The 20,105-nt window shown below is 67.1% G+C and carries 20 protein-coding genes and 1 pseudogene; 15 read left to right on the top strand and 6 right to left on the bottom strand.

Annotation, left to right across the window (positions count from 1 at the left end):
• Complete coding sequence (locus tag ACYVH8_RS14280) at window positions 1-540, top strand: hemerythrin domain-containing protein (RefSeq protein ID WP_460489478.1); 540 nt, start codon at window positions 1-3, stop codon at window positions 538-540.
• A gap of 116 nt (window positions 541-656) precedes the next feature.
• Here ACYVH8_RS14280 and ACYVH8_RS14275 read toward each other — a convergent pair whose 3' ends face one another.
• From ACYVH8_RS14275 to ACYVH8_RS14265, 3 genes are read right to left on the bottom strand one after another with little or no spacing between them, the layout of a single operon-like run.
• The gene (locus tag ACYVH8_RS14275) at window positions 657-1,094 is read right to left on the bottom strand and encodes a universal stress protein (RefSeq protein ID WP_460489477.1); all 438 of its coding nucleotides are present in this window, start codon (window positions 1,092-1,094) and stop codon (window positions 657-659) included.
• A gap of 17 nt (window positions 1,095-1,111) precedes the next feature.
• Window positions 1,112-1,861, bottom strand: coding sequence for a 2OG-Fe dioxygenase family protein (locus tag ACYVH8_RS14270; RefSeq protein ID WP_460489476.1), 750 nt, complete (start codon window positions 1,859-1,861; stop codon window positions 1,112-1,114).
• Between the two features lie 54 nt (window positions 1,862-1,915).
• Window positions 1,916-2,389, bottom strand: a complete 474-nt coding sequence (locus tag ACYVH8_RS14265) for a prepilin-type N-terminal cleavage/methylation domain-containing protein (RefSeq protein WP_460489475.1) — start codon at window positions 2,387-2,389, stop codon at window positions 1,916-1,918.
• A gap of 682 nt (window positions 2,390-3,071) precedes the next feature.
• On the opposite strand from ACYVH8_RS14265, the gene ACYVH8_RS14260 reads away from it, so the two are divergent.
• The 12 genes and pseudogenes from ACYVH8_RS14260 to ACYVH8_RS14205 all read left to right on the top strand — a co-directional run bounded on the left by ACYVH8_RS14260 (window position 3,072) and on the right by ACYVH8_RS14205 (window position 13,279).
• On the top strand, window positions 3,072-3,842 hold the full coding sequence (locus tag ACYVH8_RS14260; RefSeq protein ID WP_460489474.1) for an EAL domain-containing protein: 771 nt from the start codon (window positions 3,072-3,074) through the stop codon (window positions 3,840-3,842).
• Window positions 3,843-3,874: 32 nt separating this feature from the next.
• Entirely contained in the window at window positions 3,875-4,147 is a 273-nt protein-coding gene (locus tag ACYVH8_RS14255) for a hypothetical protein (RefSeq protein WP_460489473.1), read from the top strand.
• A gap of 146 nt (window positions 4,148-4,293) precedes the next feature.
• The gene (locus ACYVH8_RS14250; RefSeq protein ID WP_460489472.1) at window positions 4,294-4,797 is read left to right on the top strand and encodes a (2Fe-2S)-binding protein; all 504 of its coding nucleotides are present in this window, start codon (window positions 4,294-4,296) and stop codon (window positions 4,795-4,797) included.
• Window positions 4,794-6,983 carry a xanthine dehydrogenase family protein molybdopterin-binding subunit gene (locus tag ACYVH8_RS14245; protein ID WP_460489471.1) on the top strand — a complete coding sequence of 730 codons (2,190 nt, stop codon included), beginning with the start codon at window positions 4,794-4,796 and terminating at the stop codon, window positions 6,981-6,983. The genes ACYVH8_RS14250 and ACYVH8_RS14245 overlap by 4 nt, the downstream gene beginning before the upstream one ends.
• A complete protein-coding gene (gene soxX, locus ACYVH8_RS14240) occupies window positions 6,980-7,408 on the top strand; it encodes a sulfur oxidation c-type cytochrome SoxX (protein WP_460489470.1) in 429 nt (142 codons plus the stop codon). Before ACYVH8_RS14245 ends, soxX begins: the two co-directional genes overlap by 4 nt.
• 3 nt (window positions 7,409-7,411) lie before the next feature.
• Window positions 7,412-7,897, top strand: coding sequence for a SoxY-related AACIE arm protein (locus ACYVH8_RS14235; RefSeq protein ID WP_460489469.1), 486 nt, complete (start codon window positions 7,412-7,414; stop codon window positions 7,895-7,897).
• Window positions 7,894-8,217, top strand: a complete 324-nt coding sequence (locus tag ACYVH8_RS14230; RefSeq protein WP_460489468.1) for a thiosulfate oxidation carrier complex protein SoxZ — start codon at window positions 7,894-7,896, stop codon at window positions 8,215-8,217. Before ACYVH8_RS14235 ends, ACYVH8_RS14230 begins: the two co-directional genes overlap by 4 nt.
• Window positions 8,214-9,044, top strand: coding sequence for a sulfur oxidation c-type cytochrome SoxA (soxA, locus tag ACYVH8_RS14225; protein ID WP_460489467.1), 831 nt, complete (start codon window positions 8,214-8,216; stop codon window positions 9,042-9,044). The genes ACYVH8_RS14230 and soxA overlap by 4 nt, the downstream gene beginning before the upstream one ends.
• Window positions 9,045-9,125: 81 nt before the next feature.
• A complete protein-coding gene (locus tag ACYVH8_RS14220) occupies window positions 9,126-11,861 on the top strand; it encodes a bifunctional diguanylate cyclase/phosphodiesterase (protein ID WP_460489466.1) in 2,736 nt (911 codons plus the stop codon).
• A gap of 183 nt (window positions 11,862-12,044) precedes the next feature.
• A pseudogene (locus ACYVH8_RS14215) lies at window positions 12,045-12,397 on the top strand (multicopper oxidase domain-containing protein); the annotation flags it as partial.
• 33 nt (window positions 12,398-12,430) lie between these two features.
• Window positions 12,431-12,904 carry a DUF411 domain-containing protein gene (locus ACYVH8_RS14210; RefSeq protein WP_460489465.1) on the top strand — a complete coding sequence of 158 codons (474 nt, stop codon included), beginning with the start codon at window positions 12,431-12,433 and terminating at the stop codon, window positions 12,902-12,904.
• Between the two features lie 30 nt (window positions 12,905-12,934).
• A complete protein-coding gene (locus tag ACYVH8_RS14205; RefSeq protein ID WP_460489464.1) occupies window positions 12,935-13,279 on the top strand; it encodes a copper-binding protein in 345 nt (114 codons plus the stop codon).
• 46 nt (window positions 13,280-13,325) lie between these two features.
• Here ACYVH8_RS14205 and ACYVH8_RS14200 read toward each other — a convergent pair whose 3' ends face one another.
• Entirely contained in the window at window positions 13,326-14,414 is a 1,089-nt protein-coding gene (locus ACYVH8_RS14200; RefSeq protein ID WP_460489463.1) for a PA0069 family radical SAM protein, read from the bottom strand.
• A gap of 203 nt (window positions 14,415-14,617) precedes the next feature.
• On the opposite strand from ACYVH8_RS14200, the gene ACYVH8_RS14195 reads away from it, so the two are divergent.
• Window positions 14,618-15,046 carry a septal ring lytic transglycosylase RlpA family protein gene (locus ACYVH8_RS14195; RefSeq protein WP_460489462.1) on the top strand — a complete coding sequence of 143 codons (429 nt, stop codon included), beginning with the start codon at window positions 14,618-14,620 and terminating at the stop codon, window positions 15,044-15,046.
• A gap of 39 nt (window positions 15,047-15,085) precedes the next feature.
• Entirely contained in the window at window positions 15,086-16,090 is a 1,005-nt protein-coding gene (locus ACYVH8_RS14190) for a P1 family peptidase (protein WP_460489461.1), read from the top strand.
• A 185-nt stretch (window positions 16,091-16,275) separates the two neighbouring features.
• On the opposite strand, the gene ACYVH8_RS14185 is transcribed toward ACYVH8_RS14190, so the two are convergent.
• Both ACYVH8_RS14185 and ettA read right to left on the bottom strand, forming a co-directional pair.
• Complete coding sequence (locus ACYVH8_RS14185; RefSeq protein ID WP_460489460.1) at window positions 16,276-18,390, bottom strand: DUF1631 family protein; 2,115 nt, start codon at window positions 18,388-18,390, stop codon at window positions 16,276-16,278.
• 49 nt (window positions 18,391-18,439) lie between these two features.
• A complete protein-coding gene (gene ettA / locus ACYVH8_RS14180; protein ID WP_460489459.1) occupies window positions 18,440-20,101 on the bottom strand; it encodes an energy-dependent translational throttle protein EttA in 1,662 nt (553 codons plus the stop codon).
• Between the last annotated feature and the right edge of the window lie 4 nt (window positions 20,102-20,105).

Below are 20,105 nucleotides of genomic sequence, written 5' to 3'. Positions count from 1 at the left end.
ATGGGCACGGCTCTGCCCGGCTTCGATGCCCCGGCCGTGGGCTTCGAGCAGCCTTACGAGATGCTGGCCGCCTGCCACGAGCGTGTGCAGCGCAGCCTGGCCCTGCTGGGCCGTCTGGTGGATCACCTCGACGACAAGGGCCACGACGCGCAGACGCGCTCGGCTGCGGCCGACGTGCTGCGCTACTTCGATATCGCCGCGCCCCTGCACCACCAGGACGAGGAACTGCACGTCTTTCCCCTGCTGCTCAGGCGGGAGGATGCCCCGCTGCACACCGTCGTGTCGCGCCTGCAGGCCGAGCACCGGGAGATGGAGGTGCTGTGGGCATTGGTGCGTGTGGCCATGCTGCGCTGGCAGGAACCTGACTGCAAGGACAGCATGAACGCAGATCTGCGCGCCACGATCGAACGCTTTCGCGGGATCTATCAGGGTCACATCGAAGCCGAGGAAGGCCTGGTGTTCCCGGCGGCGCGCGCGGCCATGGGTGCGGCCACGCAGGAAAGCATGGGGTGCGAGATGCAGGCCCGGCGCCAGGCCTGAACCCGCGACGCATAGCGATTCCGTTCATTCAACAAGAACCGCTCGGGCTGTCGAAGCCCCTGCAGCCTCCGGCAGGCTCAGGGCGAACGGCGTGTGCCCTTGAACGCGAAGTCGTATCAGTCGCGCACGACAAACACCGGGAGTTGCGCGTGCGAGAGCACACGCTGGGCCACGCTGCCCAGCACCACCTTCTCCACCCCGCGCCGGCCGTGCGAGCCCATGACGATGAGGTCGGCGCCCAGTGTCTTGGCCGTCTCCAGGATGCCGCGCCAGATGGTGTGCGCCTCCACCACCTGCGTGCTGACCGTCACCCCCGCCTTCGACAACACAGCGCGCGCGGCCTCGGTGGCCTCTTTGGCTTCGGCGCTGGCCGCGCTCAGGTACTCGGCCTGGCCGTAGGCGAAGTCACTGCCCAGGCCGGTGAAGGGATAGGGGTCGATCACGTAGATGACGCTGACCGCGCTGCCGAAAGCCCGGGCCAGGCCGGCCGCCGTCTCCACCGCTTTCTGCGCGGTCTCTGAACTGTCCACGGGAACCAGGATGTGCTTGAACATGGCGACTCCTTGCTGTATCAGCTGACGGTGTCTTCGCCCTGGAAGGCGCCGGCGCGCAGCGTGACGACCAGCGTATCACGGTAGGCCGGCTGCGCCAGCGGCTGGATGGGCGTGGTCTCGTGGACCACACGCGCATCGTCCAGCAGCAGCAGGGACCAGGGTTCGGCGAGCGTGAAACGCTGGCCGTTGGGACCTGCGGCCTCGAACACGCGGGTCTCCCCGCCCTTGACACCACGCCGCTCCACCAGGAACACGGCCACCAGGTCCACGCCGTCGCGGTGCGCGCCCTCGGGCGTGGGCCGGCCGATGCCGTCGGTGGTGTCGATGCGGAAGGGATGGGCCTCGATGGACCAGGGCTGCGGCCCCTTGAGCGCCGAGGCCACGCGCCCCAGCCAGCGCAGCAGCTGGGCCCAGGCGGGGTTCGCCACCATGGCCGGCGCCATGGGCTCGAACAGGCGCTGCATGCCGCCGTGCAGGGCGTTGTATTCCAGCGGCTGCCAGTGGGCGCGGTGCGGCGCCTGAGTGAGTTGATCGCCCTCGAGCACAAAACAGGAATGACGACGGTGACGGTAGTGGCCACCGTCTTTCAGATGGGCGTCTGGCGGCAGATCGTTCCAGTGGGAACGCAGGGCCAGCAGATCATTGATCCGGCAGCCGCTCAGGGCGCAGACCGCCGCGGCGTCGAGCACGGCATGGCCCTGGCGCTGCAGGGTGGCGTCCAGTGCGCCGGGGGGGATGACGGGGGGCAAAAACAAGGGGCTGCTCATGGCAGGCATTGTGCCTGCCGTGAGCAGCCCCTTGGGGGAGCCGGGGGCTCGGGATCAGCAGCCGGTGGTATCGACGGTGATGGTGGGGGCCGCGCCAGCGGCCGCTGCGGTGTAGCTGATCACGCAGGTGCCGGGAGTCGTTGCGCCTGTGGCGGTGAACGTGATCGGGCCAGCACCGGCGACGGTGACACCATCGCTGGTCGCGATGATGCCAGCCGCAGCCTGAATCCCGGTAGCGGTGGCCGCCGGGTAGCGGTTCACCATGTCGATCGCAACACCATCCATATTGGCCGTTCCAGCTGTGGCAGTACAGGTACCCACCGGAATGGCGGCCAGATCAAGTTCGCAACGGGCCTTGGCCAAGGCGGAGGCAGAGCGGATGGAACCAAACAGGCCCTGCATCTTGGCCACCCGCGCATCACGCTGCAGAGCAATGTAACGCGGCAGCGCAATCGCCGCCAGGATGGCGATGATGGTGATGACGATGACCAGTTCGATCAGCGTGAAACCTTGGTTGAGCTTTTTCATGGGGGCTCCGTGTTTCTGTAGAGGATGGCCGGATTGTGCCCCAGCCCGGCGGATAAGTGCAAATTTGATAGCAAAAAAGCCCGGCCCGGCGTGATTTACTTAACACCGGGCTGCACCCAAACCACCGGCGCCCGTGGCCGCGAGGCAACGCCGCCCGGCCCGTGAAACAGCACCGGCCGGCCGGCCTGCCCCGGAACCAAGCCATCATGCGCAAGGCCCTCACCCTCCTGCTCTCCGCCCTGCTGTGTTCTTTCGGCGCCGCCGCCCAGACCCCTTCTCCGCCAGGCCCATCCGCACCGTCATCGGCTTTGCGGCTGGCGGCCCGCTGGGCCAGCCCGAGATCCGCAACCGCATGATCAGCCAGGGGGCCGATCCGGCCTTCCCGGGCGCCGACGATTTCGCGAATTTCCTGGCCACCAGTTGCCGCACCGGGCCACAGCGGTGCAGAAGTCCGGCGCCAAGGTGGATTAACATGATCGGCGCAGTTGTCACCGGTCATGTTGGCGCACGGCCTTGACAGACGGTCATCGATCACCCACAGCCGCGCCTGAAAATCCACAACTCAGCCACTGGGTTTCAGACCAGGTTCCCCTGATAAGCACAGTGTTCTTTTCAAGCAGCCAGACTACCCGACATGCAGATCCCCACCTCCAGAACCCATCGTTCGTTCTCCTCTGACTTCATGCCACTGGAAGGCACGCCACGTGACTGCGAAGACTGCGGCAAAGCCGAGCGCGTGGGATTCCAGTTCGACTATGCCTACCAACCCATCGTGGATGTGGATCGCCGGCAGGTATTTGCGCATGAAGCCCTGGTGCGCGGGCCGAACGGCGAAGACGCCGTGACGGTTCTGGCGCAAGTCAACGAACAGAACCGCTACCGTTTTGATCAGGCCTGCCGCGTCAAGGCCATCAAAGGCGCCAGCGAGTTGCATATCCAGGAGCACGTCTCCATCAATTTCCTGCCCAACGCCATCTACAAGCCCGAGGTGTGCATACGCACCACACTGGAGGCGGCCCGGACCCATGATTTCCCCCTGGACCGCATCATTTTCGAGGTGACCGAAGGGGAGCGGATCGAGGACGGTCCCTGGTTTGCCGAGATCCTGCGGGAGTACAAGCGTTGCGGCTTCAAGACCGCCATCGATGACTTTGGCGCCGGTTATGCCGGCATGAAGCTGCTTTCTGACTTCCAGCCCGACATCATCAAGATCGACATGGACCTGATCCGGAATGTGGACACCAACCGTGCGCGTCAGGCCATCGTGCACAGCCTGGTGCGCCTGTGCGAAGAGCTGGACATCCAGGTGATTGCCGAGGGCATCGAAACCACGGCAGAACGGGCGTTTCTCTACGACGCGGGCATCCACCTGATGCAGGGCTATCTCTTCGCCAAGCCGGCGTTCCGGTCCACCGCGGCCATCGATCCGGCGGTGTTTGCGCTTCCGCGCTGAGCCTTGACCAGCCGTCACGCGCAGACCAACCCATGCCCCACGTTCTTCTGGCCCCGCTGCAAGCCGAGTTCGACGCGCTGCGAGCGGGCCGCCGCCGGGCGACAGAATTCAGCCGGCAGGCACGCGCCCACACGGCGTTGCTGGCCGCCCTGCCGCCGCGTTACACCGAGGTGCTGCTGGGCCTGCTGGACCGGCTGGAGTCCAGCGCTTTGTTCGCCGAGGAAAGCTGCTCCTTTAGCCAACAGGACTTGCTGGACAGCCTGCAGCTCTGGCTGGACAAGGCCGCGCAGCAATTGCCGGCCTGAAACCCCGGGATCACCCGGGTAAACCCTCAACCTTGCGAGCAGCGCGGCACACGGGCGCCGCGTGCGCTCGCCCCGGAAATCCCGTATAAAAGCCCATGGACCGGCATCACCCGGCCCAGCACGCCACACCTTTGAGGAGACACACGATGGCGAAACTCAACGTCAACGGCAAGGACCGCGAATTCGAGGCCGCAGCCGACACGCCCCTGCTGTGGGTGCTGCGCGAGCAGCTGGACCTGACGGGCACCAAGTACGGCTGCGGCATCGCCCAGTGCGGCGCCTGCACCGTTCACATCGACGGCGCCGCGGTGCGCAGCTGCACGATGCCGGCACGCGCGCTCAAGGACAGCCAGAAGATCGTGACCATCGAGGGCCTGTCGCGCAACGGCACGCACCCGGTGCAGCGCGCCTGGCAGGCCCTGGACGTGCCGCAGTGCGGCTTCTGCCAGAGCGGCATGATCATGGCGGTCTCGGCCCTGCTCAAGACCAAGCCCAAACCGACGGACGCCGACATCGACGCGGCCGTCACCAACATCTGCCGCTGCGGCACCTACAACCGCGTGCGCGCCGCCATCCACACCGCGGCGCGTGGGGGCGGCGCCCGCAAGGCCGAGCTGTCCATCCAGCACGCTGACAGGAGCGCGACATGAATACATCGCCCCTGCTGAACCCCGAACTCTCGCGCCGCGGCTTCCTGGCCAGCGCGGGCGCCGCCGCCGGCGGCCTGATGGTGAGCTTCCACGTGCCGCTGGCGCTGGCCGCCAACGCCCCGCCCGAGATCAACGCCTGGGTGGTGATCAAGCCCGATGACACGGTGGTCATCCGCATCGCCCGCTCCGAGATGGGCCAGGGCACGCTGACCGGCCTGGCCCAGCTGGTGGCCGAGGAACTGGAATGCAACTGGGCGCGCGTGACCACCGAGTACCCCACGCCGGGCCAGAACCTGGCGCGCAAACGCGTCTGGGGCAACTTCGCCACCGGCGGCAGCCGCGGCATCCGCGAATCGCACGACTACGTGCGCAAGGGCGGCGCCACCGCGCGCCTCATGCTGCTGCAGGCCGCTGCCGACGCCTGGGGCGTGCCGGCGGCCGAATGCAGTGTGTCCGCGGGCGTGATCACGCACACGCCCACGGGCCGCAAGACTGTCTACGGCCGCGTGGCCGCCGCCGCCGGGCATCTCACGCCGCCCGATCCGGCCGGCATCGTGCTCAAGGACCCCTCGACCTGGAAGATCGCCGGCCAGCGCATGGCGCGGCTCGATACCTTCAAGAAGACCACGGGCGCGCAGGACTACGGCATCGACCTGACCCTGCCCGGCATGCTCAACGCCGCCATCAAGGACTGTCCGGTCTTCGGCGGCAAGGTCAAGAGCTTCAATGCCGCGCCTGTTCTGCGGCGCGCAGGCGTGAAGAAGGTGGTGAAGGTCGGTGACAGCGCGGTGGCCGTGGTGGCCACCACCTGGTGGGCCGCCAAGACCGCGCTGGACGCGCTGACCATCGAGTGGGACTACGGCCCCAACGCCGCCGTCTCGCAGGCCGACATCGCCGAGCTGCTCAAGGGCGGCCTGGATCTGTCGGTACCGGCCACCTCGGTGGGCAACAGCAACGGGGACGCGGCGGCCGCCATCAGCGGCGCACCGCGCCGGATCGAGGCCATCTACAGCTACCCCCACCAGAACCACGCCACCATGGAGCCCATGAACGCGACGGCGCGCTGGACACCCGAGCGCTGCGATGTCTGGGTGCCCACGCAGAACGGCGAAGCCGCGCTGGCCGCCGCCTCCGAAGCCGCCGGCCTGCCGCAAAGCCAGTGCGAGGTCTACAAGCTCTACCTGGGCGGCGGTTTCGGCCGGCGCGGACGCAGCGACTTCGTGACGCAGGCCGTGCTGCTCGCCAGGAGCATGCCGGGCACGCCCATCAAGCTGATCTGGACGCGTGAAGAGGACATGCAGCACGGCTCCTACCACCCGATCACAAGCGCCAAGCTGACCGCCGGCCTGGACGCTCAGGGCAATGTCACGGGCTTGCACATGCGCATCTCGGGCCAGTCCATCCTGGCCACGGTGGCACCGCAGTCCATGCGCGACGGCAAGGACATGGTGGTCTACCAGGGGCTGGCGCCCTCCGGCCCCGAGGCCTCGATCGGCTACAGCTTCCCCAACCTGCTGATCGACCACGCCATGCGCAACCCGCACGTGCCGGCCGGTTTCTGGCGCGGCGTGAACCTGAACCAGAACACGATCTACCTCGAGTCCTTCATCGACGAGATCGCGCATGCCACCGGCCAGGACCCGCTGGCCCTGCGCCGCAAGCTCATGGCCCAGCACCCCAAGCATCTGGCCGTGCTCAATGCCGTGGCCGAGCGCGTGGGCTGGGACAAACCCGCACCGGCCGGCGTGTTCCGCGGCCTGGCCCAGACCATGGGCTTCGGCAGCTATGTGGCGGCCTGCGCCGAGGTCTCGGTCGACGCAGAGGGCAAGCTCAAGATCCACCGCATTGTGGCGGGCACCGACCCGGGCCATGCCGTCAACCCGCAGCAGATCGAGGCCCAGGTGGAGGGCTCCTTCGTCTACGGCCTGTCGGCCGCGCTCTACGGCGAGATCACCGTCAAGGATGGCGCGGTGGAGCAGAAGAACTTCGACAGCTACCCCGTGATGCGCCTGGCCGACATGCCGCCGGTGGAAACCATCGTCATGCCCTCGGGCGGTTTCTGGGGCGGTGTGGGCGAACCCACCATCGCCGTGGCCGCGCCGGCGGTGCTCAACGCCATCTTCGCGGCCACCGGCAAGCGCATCCGTGCGCTGCCGATCAAGGACCAGGACCTGCGGCGGGCATGATGCTGCGCCGGCTCGCGGCTGCCACGGCCCTGGCCCTGCCCCTGGGGGCCGGCGCCGTGAACGTGGCGGGCGACGGCGTGCCCGCAGCGCTGGAAGGCGCCGCGGGCGATGCAACACGCGGGCGCGCCATCGTGGCCAGCCGGCAGAACGGCCTGTGCCTGCTCTGCCACAGCGGCCCCATCCCCGAAGAACGTTTTCAGGGCAATCTGGCGCCCGATCTGGCCGGCGCCGGCCGGCGCTGGAGCGCGGCCCAGCTGCGCCTGCGCCTGGTGGATCCGCGTCAACTCAACCCCGAGAGCATCATGCCGGCCTACTACCGCAGCGAAGGACTCACGCGCGTGGGCCGCGCGTGGAAAGGCAGGTCCATCCTGAATGCCCAGCAGATCGAGGACGTGGTGGCCTACCTGCAAACCCTGCGTGACTGAAACATGAACCCTACCTTCGACAAGCTCAGGGCGAACGGTAGCATTTGCTCCCGGCGTCAGCTGCTGCACACTGGCGCAGGCCTGGGCGGCTGGCTGCTGCTGCGCCCGGCCCACGCCGGTGACCAGCTGGACGATGCCATCCGTGCCTGGACCGGCGGTGCGACGGTGCAAGGCGGGCGCGTGAAACTGGACATCGCGCCGCTGGTGGACAACGGCAACACCGTGCCCCTCAGCGTGAACGTGGACAGCCCCATGACGGCGGGCGACCATGTGCTGGCCATCGCCGTCTTCAACCAGCGCAACCCGCAACCCGATGTGGTGCGTTTCACGCTGGGCCCGCGCGCCGGCCGCGCCAGCGTCGCCACGCGCATCCGCCTGGCCACCACGCAAAAACTGAGTGCCGTGGCGCGTTTGAGCGATGGCAGCTACTGGCAGCACACGATCGAGGTGATCGTCACGCTGGCGGCCTGCCTGGAGGACATCGAATGACCGTGCGCACACTGATCAAAGTCCCTCGCACGGCTCGCCGCGGCGAGGTCATCGAGATCAGCACCATCATCGGCCACCCGATGGAGAGCGGCTTTCGGCCCGGCGCCGGCGGCCAGCGCCTGCCGCGCAACATCATCGAGCGCTTCAGCTGCCACTACAACGAGGAACTGGTGTTCAGCGCCGAGCTGTCCGCCGCCATCGCGGCCAACCCGCTGATCGCCTTCCACACGGTGGCCACGGCCAGCGGCACGCTGCGTTTCAACTGGGAAGGCGAACAGGGTTTCCGTCACGGCGAGAGCATGACAATCAGCGTCGCATGAGCGTCGCCCGTCCGCCAGCAGGCGCTCGCACCGCAGCCCGCCAGGGCGAAGGCGCTCCAGGAAGGCGGTACGGCAGATTCCTGCTGGCCCTGCTGCTGGCGCCGACCTTGCACGCGCAGATTCCGGAGGCACAACGCCGCTCCGACTTCGAGTTCATGGGGGCGGACGTGCAGGCCATGCAGCGCGACGACACGCGCAACCCGGCCATGCTCTGGGTCCAGCAGGGGGCAGCCCTGTGGCAACAGGCTGCCGGCCCGGGCAACAAGTCCTGCGCCAGTTGTCATGGCAGCGTCACCAGCCTGCGCGGCGTGGCAGCACGCTACCCGGCCTTCGACACGCAGACGCAGGGCCCCATCAACCTGGCCCAGCGCCTCAACCGCTGCCGGCAGTCGCAGCAACTGGCCACCCCCTGGAAGCTGGAGAGCGAGGAGCTGCTGGCCCTGGAAAGCCTGGTGGCGCTGCAGTCACGCGGCCTGCCCATCACGCCGCCTTCGGACCCGCGCTTGCAAGCTCACCTCGAACGTGGCCGCCAGCTTTATGCGCAGCGCATGGGGCAGCTGGACCTCTCCTGCGCACAATGCCATGACCAGCGCTGGGGCCAGCGCCTGGGCGGCGGCACCATACCGCAGGGCCAGGCCACCAGCTACCCGCAGTACCGGCTCGAATGGCAGGGCGTGGGTTCTTTGCAGCGACGCCTGCGCAGCTGCCTGGCAGGCGTGCGAGCCCAGCCCTGGCCGCTGGGCGCGGTTGAGCTGGTGGAACTGGAACTTTTTCTGAGTGCCCGCGCCCGCGGCCTGCCCCTGGAAGCCCCCGGTGTCAGACCCTGAGGGTTTCGGCCCAGAATCGGGGTATATATACAGGCCATGCGTTTGCACCCACTCCGCCTGTCCAGTCTCACAACCAGGGTGGTGCTTGCCGTCGCCCTGCTCTTCGTCGGTTTTGCCAGCCTGCTGACCTGGGTCACCCTGCGTCATTTCGACCAGAATTTCCGCGAGAGCCTCTACCAGCAGCAGTTCGTCCTGGCCAGCACTCTGGCCAAATCCATTGACGACAAGCTGGCTTCAAGCGTGCAATTGCTGAGCGCGACAGCCCTGCAGTTGCCGCTCCAAACCCTGGCGAATGCACAGCAGGCGCAGGAATTCCTGGACAGGCAGTCCCCCTTGCAGACGATCTTCTCCAATGGCCTTCTCCTGATCTCCGAGCAGGGGCGGGTTGTTGCCGAATCCCCCTATCTGCCCGGAGGACGCGGACGCGATGTGACCGGGCTCGAAGTTTTCAAGACCGTCAGCGAAACACGCGAGCCCTACATCTCCAAGCCCTTCAGCTCGGTACGGGCACTGGGAGGGCCGGCGATCACCATCAGCATCCCGCTGTTCGACGCGCAAGACCGAATGGTGGGCCGCCTGCACGGCAGCATCGAGCTGGTGGGTCACAACCTCTTGTCCGACCTCAATGAACTCACGCTCGGCCAGGGTGCTTATGTCTCGCTCTTCACCAAAGACCGGCTCTTCATCTCGCACCGTCATCCGGAGCGCATCCTCAAGCCCATCGCCCCGCCAGGGTCCAACACCCTGGTGGACCGTGCCATCGAGGGTTTCGAGGGCAGCGGTACGACCACTACGTCGTATGGGGCCGAAGTGGTCAGCAGCCTGAAGCAACTGCGCATGGCGCCCTGGGTACTGAGGATCAACCTGCCCCTGTCTGTAGCCGAGAAACCCCTTGCAGAGGCTCGCCGCTACCTGCTGCTAGGCAACGCGGGCGGCACGCTGGTGGCGGTTGGGCTGATCTGGCTGGTGATGCGCCGGGCGCTGCAGCCCCTGGGCACGCTGACCCAGCACGTGCGCGACCTGCCGCACAAGCAGGGCGCGGCGCGGCGACTGGACCTGCCCAGCGATGACGAGATCGGCACCCTGGTCCGGGCCTTCAACAACATGGTCAAGGACCTGGACCAGCAACGCCAGACGCTGCAGGAAAGCGAGATACGCTTTCGCAGCCTGGCCGAGATGTCGACCGACTGGTTCTGGGAACAGGACGAGCAGTTCCGTTTCACCCAGGTCTCGCAGGGTTTCAAGAGCGCGGACATGGCGCCCAACCTGGGTAAGACCCGCTGGGAGCAGGACATCGTTGCACCGGGCCCGCAGGAATGGGAACGGCACCGGCAACTGCTCGAACGCCACGAGTCCTACAGCGACTTCGTCTACCAGATGCGCGACCGCCATGGCCTGGTGCGCACCATCAGCATCAGTGGCACCCCCATCTTCGATGCACAGAGTGTGTTCCGCGGCTACCGGGGTGTGGGCTCCGACATCAGCGACCGCAGGGAAGCCGAACAACGCATCGAGTACCTGGCCTACCACGATGCTCTGACCGGTCTGCCCAACCGGCTGCTGGTCCAGGACCGCTTCAACCAGGCTCTGGCGCAGGCCGAACGCGCTCACCACAAGGTAGGGCTGATCTATCTGGACCTGGACAATTTCAAGAACATCAACGACACCCTGGGCCATGCGGCCGGCGACGAGTTCCTCAAGGAGGTGGCGCGGCGCCTGCGTGGCTGTGTGCGTGACAGCGACACCATCAGCCGCCAGGGTGGCGACGAGTTCCTGCTGGTGCTGGGCGAGCTGCCCGACACCGATGTCGTCGCGACCATCGTCATCAAGATCATGGAACGGCTGCAGATGCCGATGCCGCTGGGAGGCCGCGAAGTCTCCGCATCGGCCTCGATCGGTGCGGCCATCGCACCGGACGACGGCCGCGATTTCGAGACCCTGTGCAAGAAAGCCGACCTGGCCATGTACCGCTCCAAGGAGTCGGGGCGCAATGCCTCGCACTTCTTCGACCCGACCATGGACGCGGAAGCTGGCGAGCAGCTGCTGATGCGCAACGGCCTGCGGCGTGCGCTGGAACGCGGCGAATTCCTGCTGCACTACCAGCCCCAGTACGAGTTGATCAGCGGCCGCATCATCGGCGTGGAAGCGCTGATCCGTTGGTCGCACCCGGAACTGGGCCTGGTGGCGCCCGGGCGTTTCATCGGCGTGGCCGAGGAAAGCGGTCTGATCGTGCCCATGGGCGACTGGGTGCTGCGTCAGGCCTGTCGGCAGGCTGTCCTGTGGCAGCAGGCCGGCCTGCCGGCCTTGACCATGGCGGTCAACCTCTCGGCCATCCAGTTCAAGCGCAGCAATGTGGAGCTGTCGGTGGAACGCGCGCTGGCCGAATCCGGCCTGGCGCCGGCGCTGCTGGAGCTGGAGCTGACCGAATCCATCCTGATCCAGAACGTCGAAAACGTGCTGGCCAGCGTGCGCCGGCTCAAGCAGCTGGGCGTGAAGCTGTCCATTGATGACTTCGGCACCGGTTACTCCAGCCTGTCCTATCTGAAGCGCCTGGACATCGACAAGCTCAAGATCGACCAGAGTTTCGTGCGTGACCTGGCGATCGACCCGGACGACGCGACCATCGTGCGCGCCATCATCCAGATGGCGCGCAACCTGAATCTGCAGACCATCGCCGAAGGCGTGGAGACCGAGGAGATGCGCGACCTGCTCCGCTCCTTTGGCTGCGATGCAGCCCAGGGTTATCTGTACTCACGGCCTGTTCCTGCCCAGGACATCGAGCGCCTGCTCAGGCAGGCCAGGGCCTGTCCACACTGATTCTTCAAGATGCGTTACGGATCAAAAAGACCATGCGGTAGGCGCGTGGACGCCGCCGGCCCTCCCCGGCCACAGTCCGCGCAACACCCTCCATGGCCTTTTGGGCCCGGGGTGCAAACGGCGCCACTCGCAGCTGCACTCCTCAACCAGACGGCCAGCCCGGGCCCGACCATCGAGGTGGTGGAAGGCGACCGTGTGCGCATCCGCGCGGGCAACCTGACCATGACCAACCACCCCATGCACCTGCACGGCCACGAGTTCGTGGTCACGGACAGCGACGGCGGGACCTGGCCGCTGGCGGCGCGCACACCGGGTGTAACCACCGACGTGGCCGTGGGCCAGATGCGCAAGTGGAGTTCGTCGCCGACGAGGAAGGCGACTGGGCCTTCCACTGCCACAAGAGCCACCACACCATGATCGGCGTGGGCCACCGTGGCCTGGTGCAGAAAATGCACAAGCTGGTGCCCGACTGCATGGTCATGAGCGAGATGGGAATACCCCTGCCCGAGAACCCCTTGCCCATGATGAAGGGTAGCATCACCGTCCGAACACACTGAAAGGAGCAAGTCATGAATCGACGCAAGCTATTGCACACCTCGGTCGCCCTGGCGGCCGCAACGCTAACCGGCCTGGGCCTGGCCGCACAGCCCTCGCGCCCCATGGTCGAAGTCTGGAAGACCCCTAACTGTGGCTGCTGCAAGGACTGGATCAAACACCTGCAGGCCAGCGGCTTCGAGGTCACGACGCATGACGTGAGCAACGACCGCAAGAACGCGGTCCGCCAGCGCCTGGGCCTGGCCGAGCAGTTCGGCTCCTGCCACACCGCCCTGGTGAACGGTTATGTGCTCGAAGGCCATGTGCCGGCACGCGAAATCCAGCGCCTTCTGAAGGACAAGCCAGTCGCCCTGGGCCTGGCCGTGCCCGGCATGCCCGTGGGTTCACCCGGCATGGACGGCCCCGAGTACGGCGGCCTGAAGGATCCATACGACGTGCTGCTGGTGCAGCGCGGCGGCGCGGCCCGTGTTTTCCAGTCCTACCGATGATCAATGCTTCACCTGATGATGGGACCCACCATGAACAAGTTCTCCACCCTGACCTTCTCCCTGCTGCTGTCTGTTGCCGGTCCCGCGCTGGCCCATGAAAGCGGTAGTGCACACGGCCATGAAGCCGCTGCCAGCAGCCAGGCTGCCAAACCCCTGGTCGAAGCCGTCGTGCGCACAGTGGACAAATCGGCGAAGAAGATCACCCTCAGGCACGGCGAGATTCCCAACCTCGACATGGGACCGATGACCATGGTGTTCCAGGTGCAGGACCTCGCCTTGCTGGACAAGGTCAAGGCCGGCGACAGCGTGCGCTTCACCGCCGACCAGATCAAGGGCACCTACGTGGTGCTCTCGATCGAGCGGATGCAGAAGTAAAAGCGCCAGGGCCTGTTCACACTCATTTCTCAAGTGCGAACCGGCCCTAGAACAGGCTGCCCTGGCCGCGCGCCAGGCCCGGGCGAAACTGCGAGAGGTCGAGTTCCGCGCGCTCGCGGTTCAGTCCGTGGCGGGCGCAGGCCTTGTGAAAACGCTGGCGTATGAGATCCGCCCACAGGCCGCTGCCCGTCATGCGTGTGGCGTAGCTGCTGTCGTAATCCCTGCCGCCGCGCATCTCCTGGATACGCGCCATCACGCGCGCGGCGCGCTGCGGGTAGTGCAAGGCCAGCCACTGCTGGAACACCTCGTTCAACTCCCAGGGCAGGCGCAGCACGGTGTAGAAGGCGCTTTTGGCGCCCGCCTGCGCCGCCGCTTCCAGCACCTGCTCCATGTCTTCATTGATGAAGGGGATCTGCGGCGCCACGCTCACGCCCACGGGCACCCCGGCCTCCGCCAGGGTGCGGAGGGTGCGCAGGCGGCGCTGCGGTGAGGCGGCGCGCGGCTCCAGCTGGCGTGCGAGCCCGCCGTCCAGCGTGGTGATGGTGAGGTAGACCGCAACCAGATGGTCCCGGGCCATGGGTGCGATCAGGTCCAGATCACGCTCCACGCCGCTGGACTTGCTGACCAGCGCAAAGGGATGGCGCGCATCACGCAGCACCTCGATCAGCGAGCGCGTGATCTTCAGCTCACGCTCGACGGGCTGGTAGCAGTCCGTCACCGTGCCGATGGCCAGGTGGCTGGGCCGATAGCCCGGTGCAGACATCTCCTCGCGCAAGCGTTGCGCCAGCCCGCGCTTGGCGATGATGATGCGCTCGAAGTCCAGACCCGGCGACAGGCCCAGGTAGCTGTGCGAGGGGCGCGCATAGCAATAGCTGCAGCCATGTTCGCAGCCGCGGTAGGGATTGATGGAAAGATCGAAGGCGATGTCCGGCGAGTCGTTGCGCACCAGGGCGCTGCGCGCATCCTCCCAGCGCACTTCCGTGGGCTGACGTGGCGCCTCCATGGCCAGGGCCTCGTCCCAGGTCGACCAGCCATCGTCGTAGGCCGATCGCAGGTCTTTCTCGAAGCGGTGTGCGTTGCGTGTGGCTGCGCCCCGACCTTTGAGGGTCTGCAGGGGTATCTTGAATTCGCTCATGGAAGCCGCCTGTTCTGATACAGCACCATTGCATCGATAACTGTGTATTTGTACAGTATGTGAAAATCCATCCCGCCTGTCACCTGCCGGCCGGCAACCACCCATCGGGGAGTACGACCTTTCATCGACAGACTGCGGCACGCTGGCAACAGCCTGATCCTGAGCGGATCGTCAAAGGCAGGCCAGTCGCTATAGTGAAACGCATGACCGTCGCCGCCCTGCGCCATGAACACCACGAACATCCGGCCCGCTGGCTGGCCGCTGGGCTGTGCACCCTGGCCCTGCTGATGCTGGCGGCCTGCAGCAGCACAGCCAAATCCGGTGGCGGCGTGGCCAGCGGCCACAGCGAGTCGGGCCAGGCGTCTTATTACGGCAACGAGTTCCATGGCCGCAAGACGGCCAGCGGCGAGCGCTTCGACCAGGCCAAGCTGACGGCCGCGCACCGCACCCTGCCCTTTGGCACCCGGCTCAAGGTCACCAACACGCAGAACGGCAGGAGCGTGGAGGTGCGCGTGAACGACCGCGGGCCTTTCGTGAAAGGCCGCATCATCGATCTCTCCAGCTCGGCCTTCAAGACCATCGCCAGCCTCAACGCCGGCGTGACACCGGTACGCATCCAGGTCGTCGACTGACTGGCGCAGGCTTCACCGCGCTGCGCATAATCGGTGCCCATGAGCACCCCCACCCTGCCCTACCCGGGCGCCATCACCGACGTGGCCGGCATCGAAGCCGGCCACGACTCCGATCCGCGCCGCCCCACCGGCTGCAGCGTGGTCATTGCGCGCGGCGGTGCCGTGGGGGGGGTGGACGTGCGCGGCGCCGCACCCGGCACGCGCGAGACCGATCTGCTGCAGCCCGCCAACCTGGTGCCCCATGTGCACGCCGTGCTGCTGGCCGGAGGCAGCGCCTGGGGCCTGGATGCGGCCGGCGGCGTGATGCGCTGGCTGGACGAGAACGGCATCGGCCTAGACACCGGCCACGGCCTGGTGCCCATCGTGCCGGCCGCCGTGGTCTTCGATCTGGGCGTGGGCGACGGCCGCATCCGCCCCGATGCCGCCGCCGGTTACCGTGCCTGCGCAGCCGCCAGCCGCAACATGCCTGCCCAAGGCAATGTGGGAGCAGGCAGCGGTGCGCTGGTGGGCAAGCTGCTGGGCCAGTCGCGCGCCATGAAGGGCGGCGTGGGCACGGCCTCGGTCAGCGCCGGCGGTTGCACCGTGGGTGCGCTGGTGGTCTGCAATGCCATGGGTGATGTGCTGGACCCGGCCACCGGGCAGCTCATCGCCGGCGCCCGCACGGCCGATGGCCGCGCCTTGCAGAACACGCGCGACGCGCTGCTGGCCGGCCACCTGCCCCGGCATGTGCTGGCCGGCAGCAACACCACCATCGGCGTGATCGCCACCGACGCCGTGCTGACCAAGCCCCAGGCCCAGCGCCTGGCCCAGGTGGCCCACGACGGGCTGGCCCGCAGCATCAACCCCGTGCACACCATGCTCGACGGCGACACGCTGTTCGCGCTGGGCACGGGGGCCAGCGGCAAGAGCGTCGACATGCTGTTGCTGGCGACGCTGGCGGCCGAGGCCACGGCGCGCGCCGTGGTCAATGCCGTGCATGCGGCCCGCAGCCTGACCCTGGCCGGCCAGACCTGGCCGGCCGCGTCCGAACTGACCCGCTCCTGATCGGCGCCGCCACGCCAGATCACCCCCTGGCCACCCGGCCGGAGCAAAGCGCCTGCACGGAGTTCGGCAAACACCACGCCCAGGAACTGGTCCGACACGGCATCCGGGTCCATCTGCGCAGCGGCCGAAGCCAACACCGCCCAACGCCGCGATCGCGGTCGAGCAGTCAATTTATTCGCAGGTTATCAGGCCGGCGGGTCGGCCTGGATATCCATGTAGACGCTGTTGCGCATGGCCAGCTCCGCCACGGCGTCGAAGGCGCGCTCGACCACAGGCCCCTGCGACACCAGACGCAACTGCTCCTGCGCGACCAGGCGGTCGAACATGCGCCGTGTCATGGAATGGTTGGAACCACTGGCGCTCGAGAACAGGCACAAGGTGGCCGGCTCGTTGACCCAGGCCAGCTGCAGGCGCAGCCAGTGCCCGTCCAACTGCAGCTCCATCCAGCTGCCGGCTTGCAGCTGCTCCAGTGTCAGGCCCGGGATCGGGGCCGCACTCTCCAGAGGCGTGTGGCCGGTGTCGGTGTCCCGGTCCACCAGGCCCATGGGTTCGGTGCTGGGGAAGTCGGCCGGCGCGGCTTCGGCGGGGGCGGGGCCGTCCGGGTCGTCCATGAAACCCGAGTCGCGGGCCTCCTCGGGCGCCAGCCAGGTCCTGGCCGCTGACTGGGGCGCGGGCCGCTGGCTGCGTGTTGCCGCCACACCGTCCATGCCGCCCTGGTGCAGGGCAAACAACTGGTCGAGAAACTGCTGCAGCTGATCCGGTGGGTAGTGGATGCGCTCCAGGCCCTGGCGCAGGCCCTGCACCAGTTGCGGGATCAGTTTGACGAGTTGTCCGGGCTGGTGTTTGGCCTGATCGGGGCGCACGCTCCAGAACAGGTCTTCGAGCAGGGCCACGTGGTCGGGTTCACCGGGCTGGTCGACCCTGCCCTCGATCCGGGCCTGCGCCATGACCTGGGCCCAGGGGCCACAGGCGAAGTCCACCACCAGGTCGGGCACCAGCACCGTGCCGGGCTGCTTGCGGATGTGTTGCGCAATCTGGTCGGCCAGCTGGCTGCGCTTTTCAGCCTGCTGCAGGGCCTGCACGGCCGCCTGCTGCTGCGCCTGGCGGCGTTGCTCGGCCTGGGACCAGATATGGCGCAGGCGCACCAGCACACGCTCGAAGGTCTCGGCCGCACCGGCCGCCGGGCTCAGGCGGGCCAGCACATCGCGCATGTCCGCCAGGAAATCGGCAAAGCCTTCGGCCGCCACGCTGTCGTAGGCAAAGCTGTGCTGCGCCAGCTCTTCGAGCAGAAGACGGGCCGGGTGCTGCTTGTCGCTGAAAAAATGCAGATCGCTGCGGGCCAGCTGCAGCAGGGCCGGCTTGAGGCCGCCGATGAGTTCACGCACGGGCGGCAGCAGGCGCTCATCGCCGGTGATGCTGGCAATGATGAGCCGGACAACCTCCTGCACCAGCCGGTCGGCGTCGGGCGTCGCCCCGGAAACCAGGCCATGCAGCTGCTGCACGGTCAGCTGGCCGGCATAGACCTGCTGCGCCAGCGCATGGTAGGGCGGGGCTGAGCCCTGGGGCGCAGCCTGCGCGGAGGCCGCCGGGGCCGGCGCCGATCCCGCACCCACGGCGCCGGGCGCCGCCGCCGTGCGCTGGATGACGTAAGGCACCGGCTGCACCTGCTGTGCCTTCAGGTAGACCAGCAGCTCCTGGTAGACCGGGCGCAGGCTCTTGCCCAGCAGGGGCACCATGATCTGGCGGCACTGTGTCTGCGCCGCGCTGTCCCCCTGCATCTCGCCGATCAGGCCTTGCAGGGCTTCGACATAGATCTCGGGGCGGAAGGGATTGCGCTCCGGGCGCACCTGATCGAAGCCCAGGATGGCGCTGACCAGGGTGTTGAGTTCGGTCAGCTCGTTCTCGGCATCCATCAGCGCCTGTTGCAGGCCGCTCACGGCGCTGATGCGCGTCTGCACCTCCTGCTCGTCCATGAGTTCAAGCTGGTCGAACTTGATGCTGGAAGGCCCGGCGTCCAGGGTCGTCGTCGCGGGGCTGTCGCCCAGTTCGCGTTCGAAAATGCGTTGCAGGGTCTCGGGGAAACGCGCGCGCATCTCCGGCGCGGACTGCACCAGGGCCGAGACCACGCGGGCGCGGGCGTCGCGCGCGATCAGGTCGCGCGTCTGGTCGATCTGGCGTTGCAGGGTCTCGCGCGTCTGGCGCAGCACACCATCCATGATGTCCAGCCCACGACGCGCGGCCTCGCGGATCAGCCCGTCCAATCGGGTGCTGCGGACGACCGGCTGGGGACGAGGGCTCATGTGCAGTTCCTGCTGGATGGACGATGGAGGTTGCAGCCTTCTTTGCACCTTATTTGAGCGCCTTGAAGCGCACGCGATGCGGCTTGGCCCCCTCTTCGCCCAGGCGCTTCTTCTTGTCGGCCTCGTACTCCTGGTAGTTGCCGTCGAAGAAGGTCCACTGGCTGTCGCCTTCGGCGGCCAGGATGTGGGTGCAGATGCGGTCCAGGAACCAGCGATCGTGGCTGATGACCATGACCGAGCCGGCGAACTCCAGCAGCGCGTCTTCCAGCGCGCGCAGGGTTTCCACGTCCAGGTCGTTCGAGGGCTCGTCCAGCAGCAGGGTGTTGCCGCCGGCGATCAGGGTCTTGGCCAGGTGCAGGCGGCCACGCTCGCCGCCCGACAGCGTGCCCACGCGCTTCTGCTGGTCACCGCCGTTGAAGTTGAAGCGGCCGCAGTAGGCACGGCTGGCCATCTGGAACTTGCCCACGGTCAGGATGTCCAGTCCGCCGGAGACGTCTTCCCAGACGGTCTTCTCGTTGGCCAGGTCGTCACGGGTCTGGTCGACGAAGGCCATCTTGACGGTCTGGCCGATCTTGACCTCGCCGCTGTCCGGCTTTTCCTTGCCGGCGATCATCTTGAAGAGCGTGGATTTACCGGCGCCGTTGGGGCCGATGATGCCGACAATGGCGCCCGCGGGCACCTTGAAGCTCAGGTCGTCGATCAGCAGGCGGTCACCGAAGGACTTGCTGACGTTCTTGAACTCGATGACTTCATTGCCCAGGCGGTCGGCCACAGGAATGAAGATTTCCTGTGTCTCGTTGCGCTTCTGGTATTCGAAGTCGGACAGCTCCTCGAAGCGGGCCAGACGGGCCTTGCTCTTGGCCTGGCGCGCCTTCGGATTCTGGCGCGACCACTCCAGCTCCTTCTTCAGCGCCTTGGCGCGGGATTCCTCGCCCTTCTGTTCCTGCACCAGGCGGTTTTCCTTCTGCTCCAGCCAGCTGGAGTAGTTGCCCTTCCAGGGAATGCCGGAGCCGCGGTCCATTTCCAGGATCCACTCGGCGGCGTTGTCCAGGAAGTAGCGGTCGTGGGTGATGGCCACCACGGTGCCGGAGTAACGCTGCAGGAACTGCTCCAGCCAGTCCACCGATTCGGCGTCCAGGTGGTTGGTCGGCTCGTCCAGCAGCAGCATGTCGGGCTTGCTCAGCAGCAGGCGGCACAGGGCCACGCGGCGCTTCTCGCCGCCGGAGAGCTTGCCGATCACGGCGTCCCAGGGCGGCAGGCGCAGGGCGTCGGCGGCGATTTCCAGCTGGTGCTCACCACCGTCACCGGCGGTGGCGATGATGGCCTCGAGCTTGGCCTGCTCGGCGGCCAGGGCGTCGAAGTCGGCGTTTTCGTCGGCATAGGCCGCGTACACCTCTTCCAGGCGTGCCTGCGCGGCCTTGGATTCGCCCATGCCGCCCTCGACGGCCTCGCGCACGGTCTCGTTCGGGTCGAGCTGCGGCTCCTGCGGCAGATAGCCGATCTTCAGGCCGGCCATGGGGATGGCCTCGCCTTCGAACTCCTTGTCGACCCCGGCCATGATCTTGAGCAGCGTGGATTTGCCCGAGCCGTTGAGGCCGAGCACGCCGATCTTGGCGCCAGGGAAGAAGGACAGGGAGATGTCCTTGAGGATGTAACGCTTCGGCGGAATGATCTTGCCGAGGCGGTTCATGGAAAAGACGTATTGGGCCATGGGC

The organism is Curvibacter fontanus, from assembly GCF_054780335.1.
Note: the sequence above shows the minus strand (reverse complement) of the source record. Positions and strands in the feature narration are given on the sequence as shown.

Excerpts from the sequence above, each read along its gene's own strand:
- ACYVH8_RS14280 (WP_460489478.1), top strand. The coding sequence starts at position 1 with ATGGGCACGGCTCTGCCCGGCTTCGATGCCCCGGCCGTGGGCTTCGAG.
- ACYVH8_RS14275 (WP_460489477.1), bottom strand. The coding sequence starts at position 1,094 with ATGTTCAAGCACATCCTGGTTCCCGTGGACAGTTCAGAGACCGCGCAG.
- ACYVH8_RS14270 (WP_460489476.1), bottom strand. The coding sequence starts at position 1,861 with ATGAGCAGCCCCTTGTTTTTGCCCCCCGTCATCCCCCCCGGCGCACTG.
- ACYVH8_RS14265 (WP_460489475.1), bottom strand. The coding sequence starts at position 2,389 with ATGAAAAAGCTCAACCAAGGTTTCACGCTGATCGAACTGGTCATCGTC.
- ACYVH8_RS14260 (WP_460489474.1), top strand. The coding sequence starts at position 3,072 with ATGCCACTGGAAGGCACGCCACGTGACTGCGAAGACTGCGGCAAAGCC.
- ACYVH8_RS14255 (WP_460489473.1), top strand. The coding sequence starts at position 3,875 with ATGCCCCACGTTCTTCTGGCCCCGCTGCAAGCCGAGTTCGACGCGCTG.
- ACYVH8_RS14250 (WP_460489472.1), top strand. The coding sequence starts at position 4,294 with ATGGCGAAACTCAACGTCAACGGCAAGGACCGCGAATTCGAGGCCGCA.
- ACYVH8_RS14245 (WP_460489471.1), top strand. The coding sequence starts at position 4,794 with ATGAATACATCGCCCCTGCTGAACCCCGAACTCTCGCGCCGCGGCTTC.
- soxX (WP_460489470.1), top strand. The coding sequence starts at position 6,980 with ATGATGCTGCGCCGGCTCGCGGCTGCCACGGCCCTGGCCCTGCCCCTG.
- ACYVH8_RS14235 (WP_460489469.1), top strand. The coding sequence starts at position 7,412 with ATGAACCCTACCTTCGACAAGCTCAGGGCGAACGGTAGCATTTGCTCC.
- ACYVH8_RS14230 (WP_460489468.1), top strand. The coding sequence starts at position 7,894 with ATGACCGTGCGCACACTGATCAAAGTCCCTCGCACGGCTCGCCGCGGC.
- soxA (WP_460489467.1), top strand. The coding sequence starts at position 8,214 with ATGAGCGTCGCCCGTCCGCCAGCAGGCGCTCGCACCGCAGCCCGCCAG.
- ACYVH8_RS14210 (WP_460489465.1), top strand. The coding sequence starts at position 12,431 with ATGAATCGACGCAAGCTATTGCACACCTCGGTCGCCCTGGCGGCCGCA.
- ACYVH8_RS14205 (WP_460489464.1), top strand. The coding sequence starts at position 12,935 with ATGAACAAGTTCTCCACCCTGACCTTCTCCCTGCTGCTGTCTGTTGCC.
- ACYVH8_RS14200 (WP_460489463.1), bottom strand. The coding sequence starts at position 14,414 with ATGAGCGAATTCAAGATACCCCTGCAGACCCTCAAAGGTCGGGGCGCA.
- ACYVH8_RS14195 (WP_460489462.1), top strand. The coding sequence starts at position 14,618 with ATGACCGTCGCCGCCCTGCGCCATGAACACCACGAACATCCGGCCCGC.
- ACYVH8_RS14190 (WP_460489461.1), top strand. The coding sequence starts at position 15,086 with ATGAGCACCCCCACCCTGCCCTACCCGGGCGCCATCACCGACGTGGCC.
- ACYVH8_RS14185 (WP_460489460.1), bottom strand. The coding sequence starts at position 18,390 with ATGAGCCCTCGTCCCCAGCCGGTCGTCCGCAGCACCCGATTGGACGGG.
- ettA (WP_460489459.1), bottom strand. The coding sequence starts at position 20,101 with ATGGCCCAATACGTCTTTTCCATGAACCGCCTCGGCAAGATCATTCCG.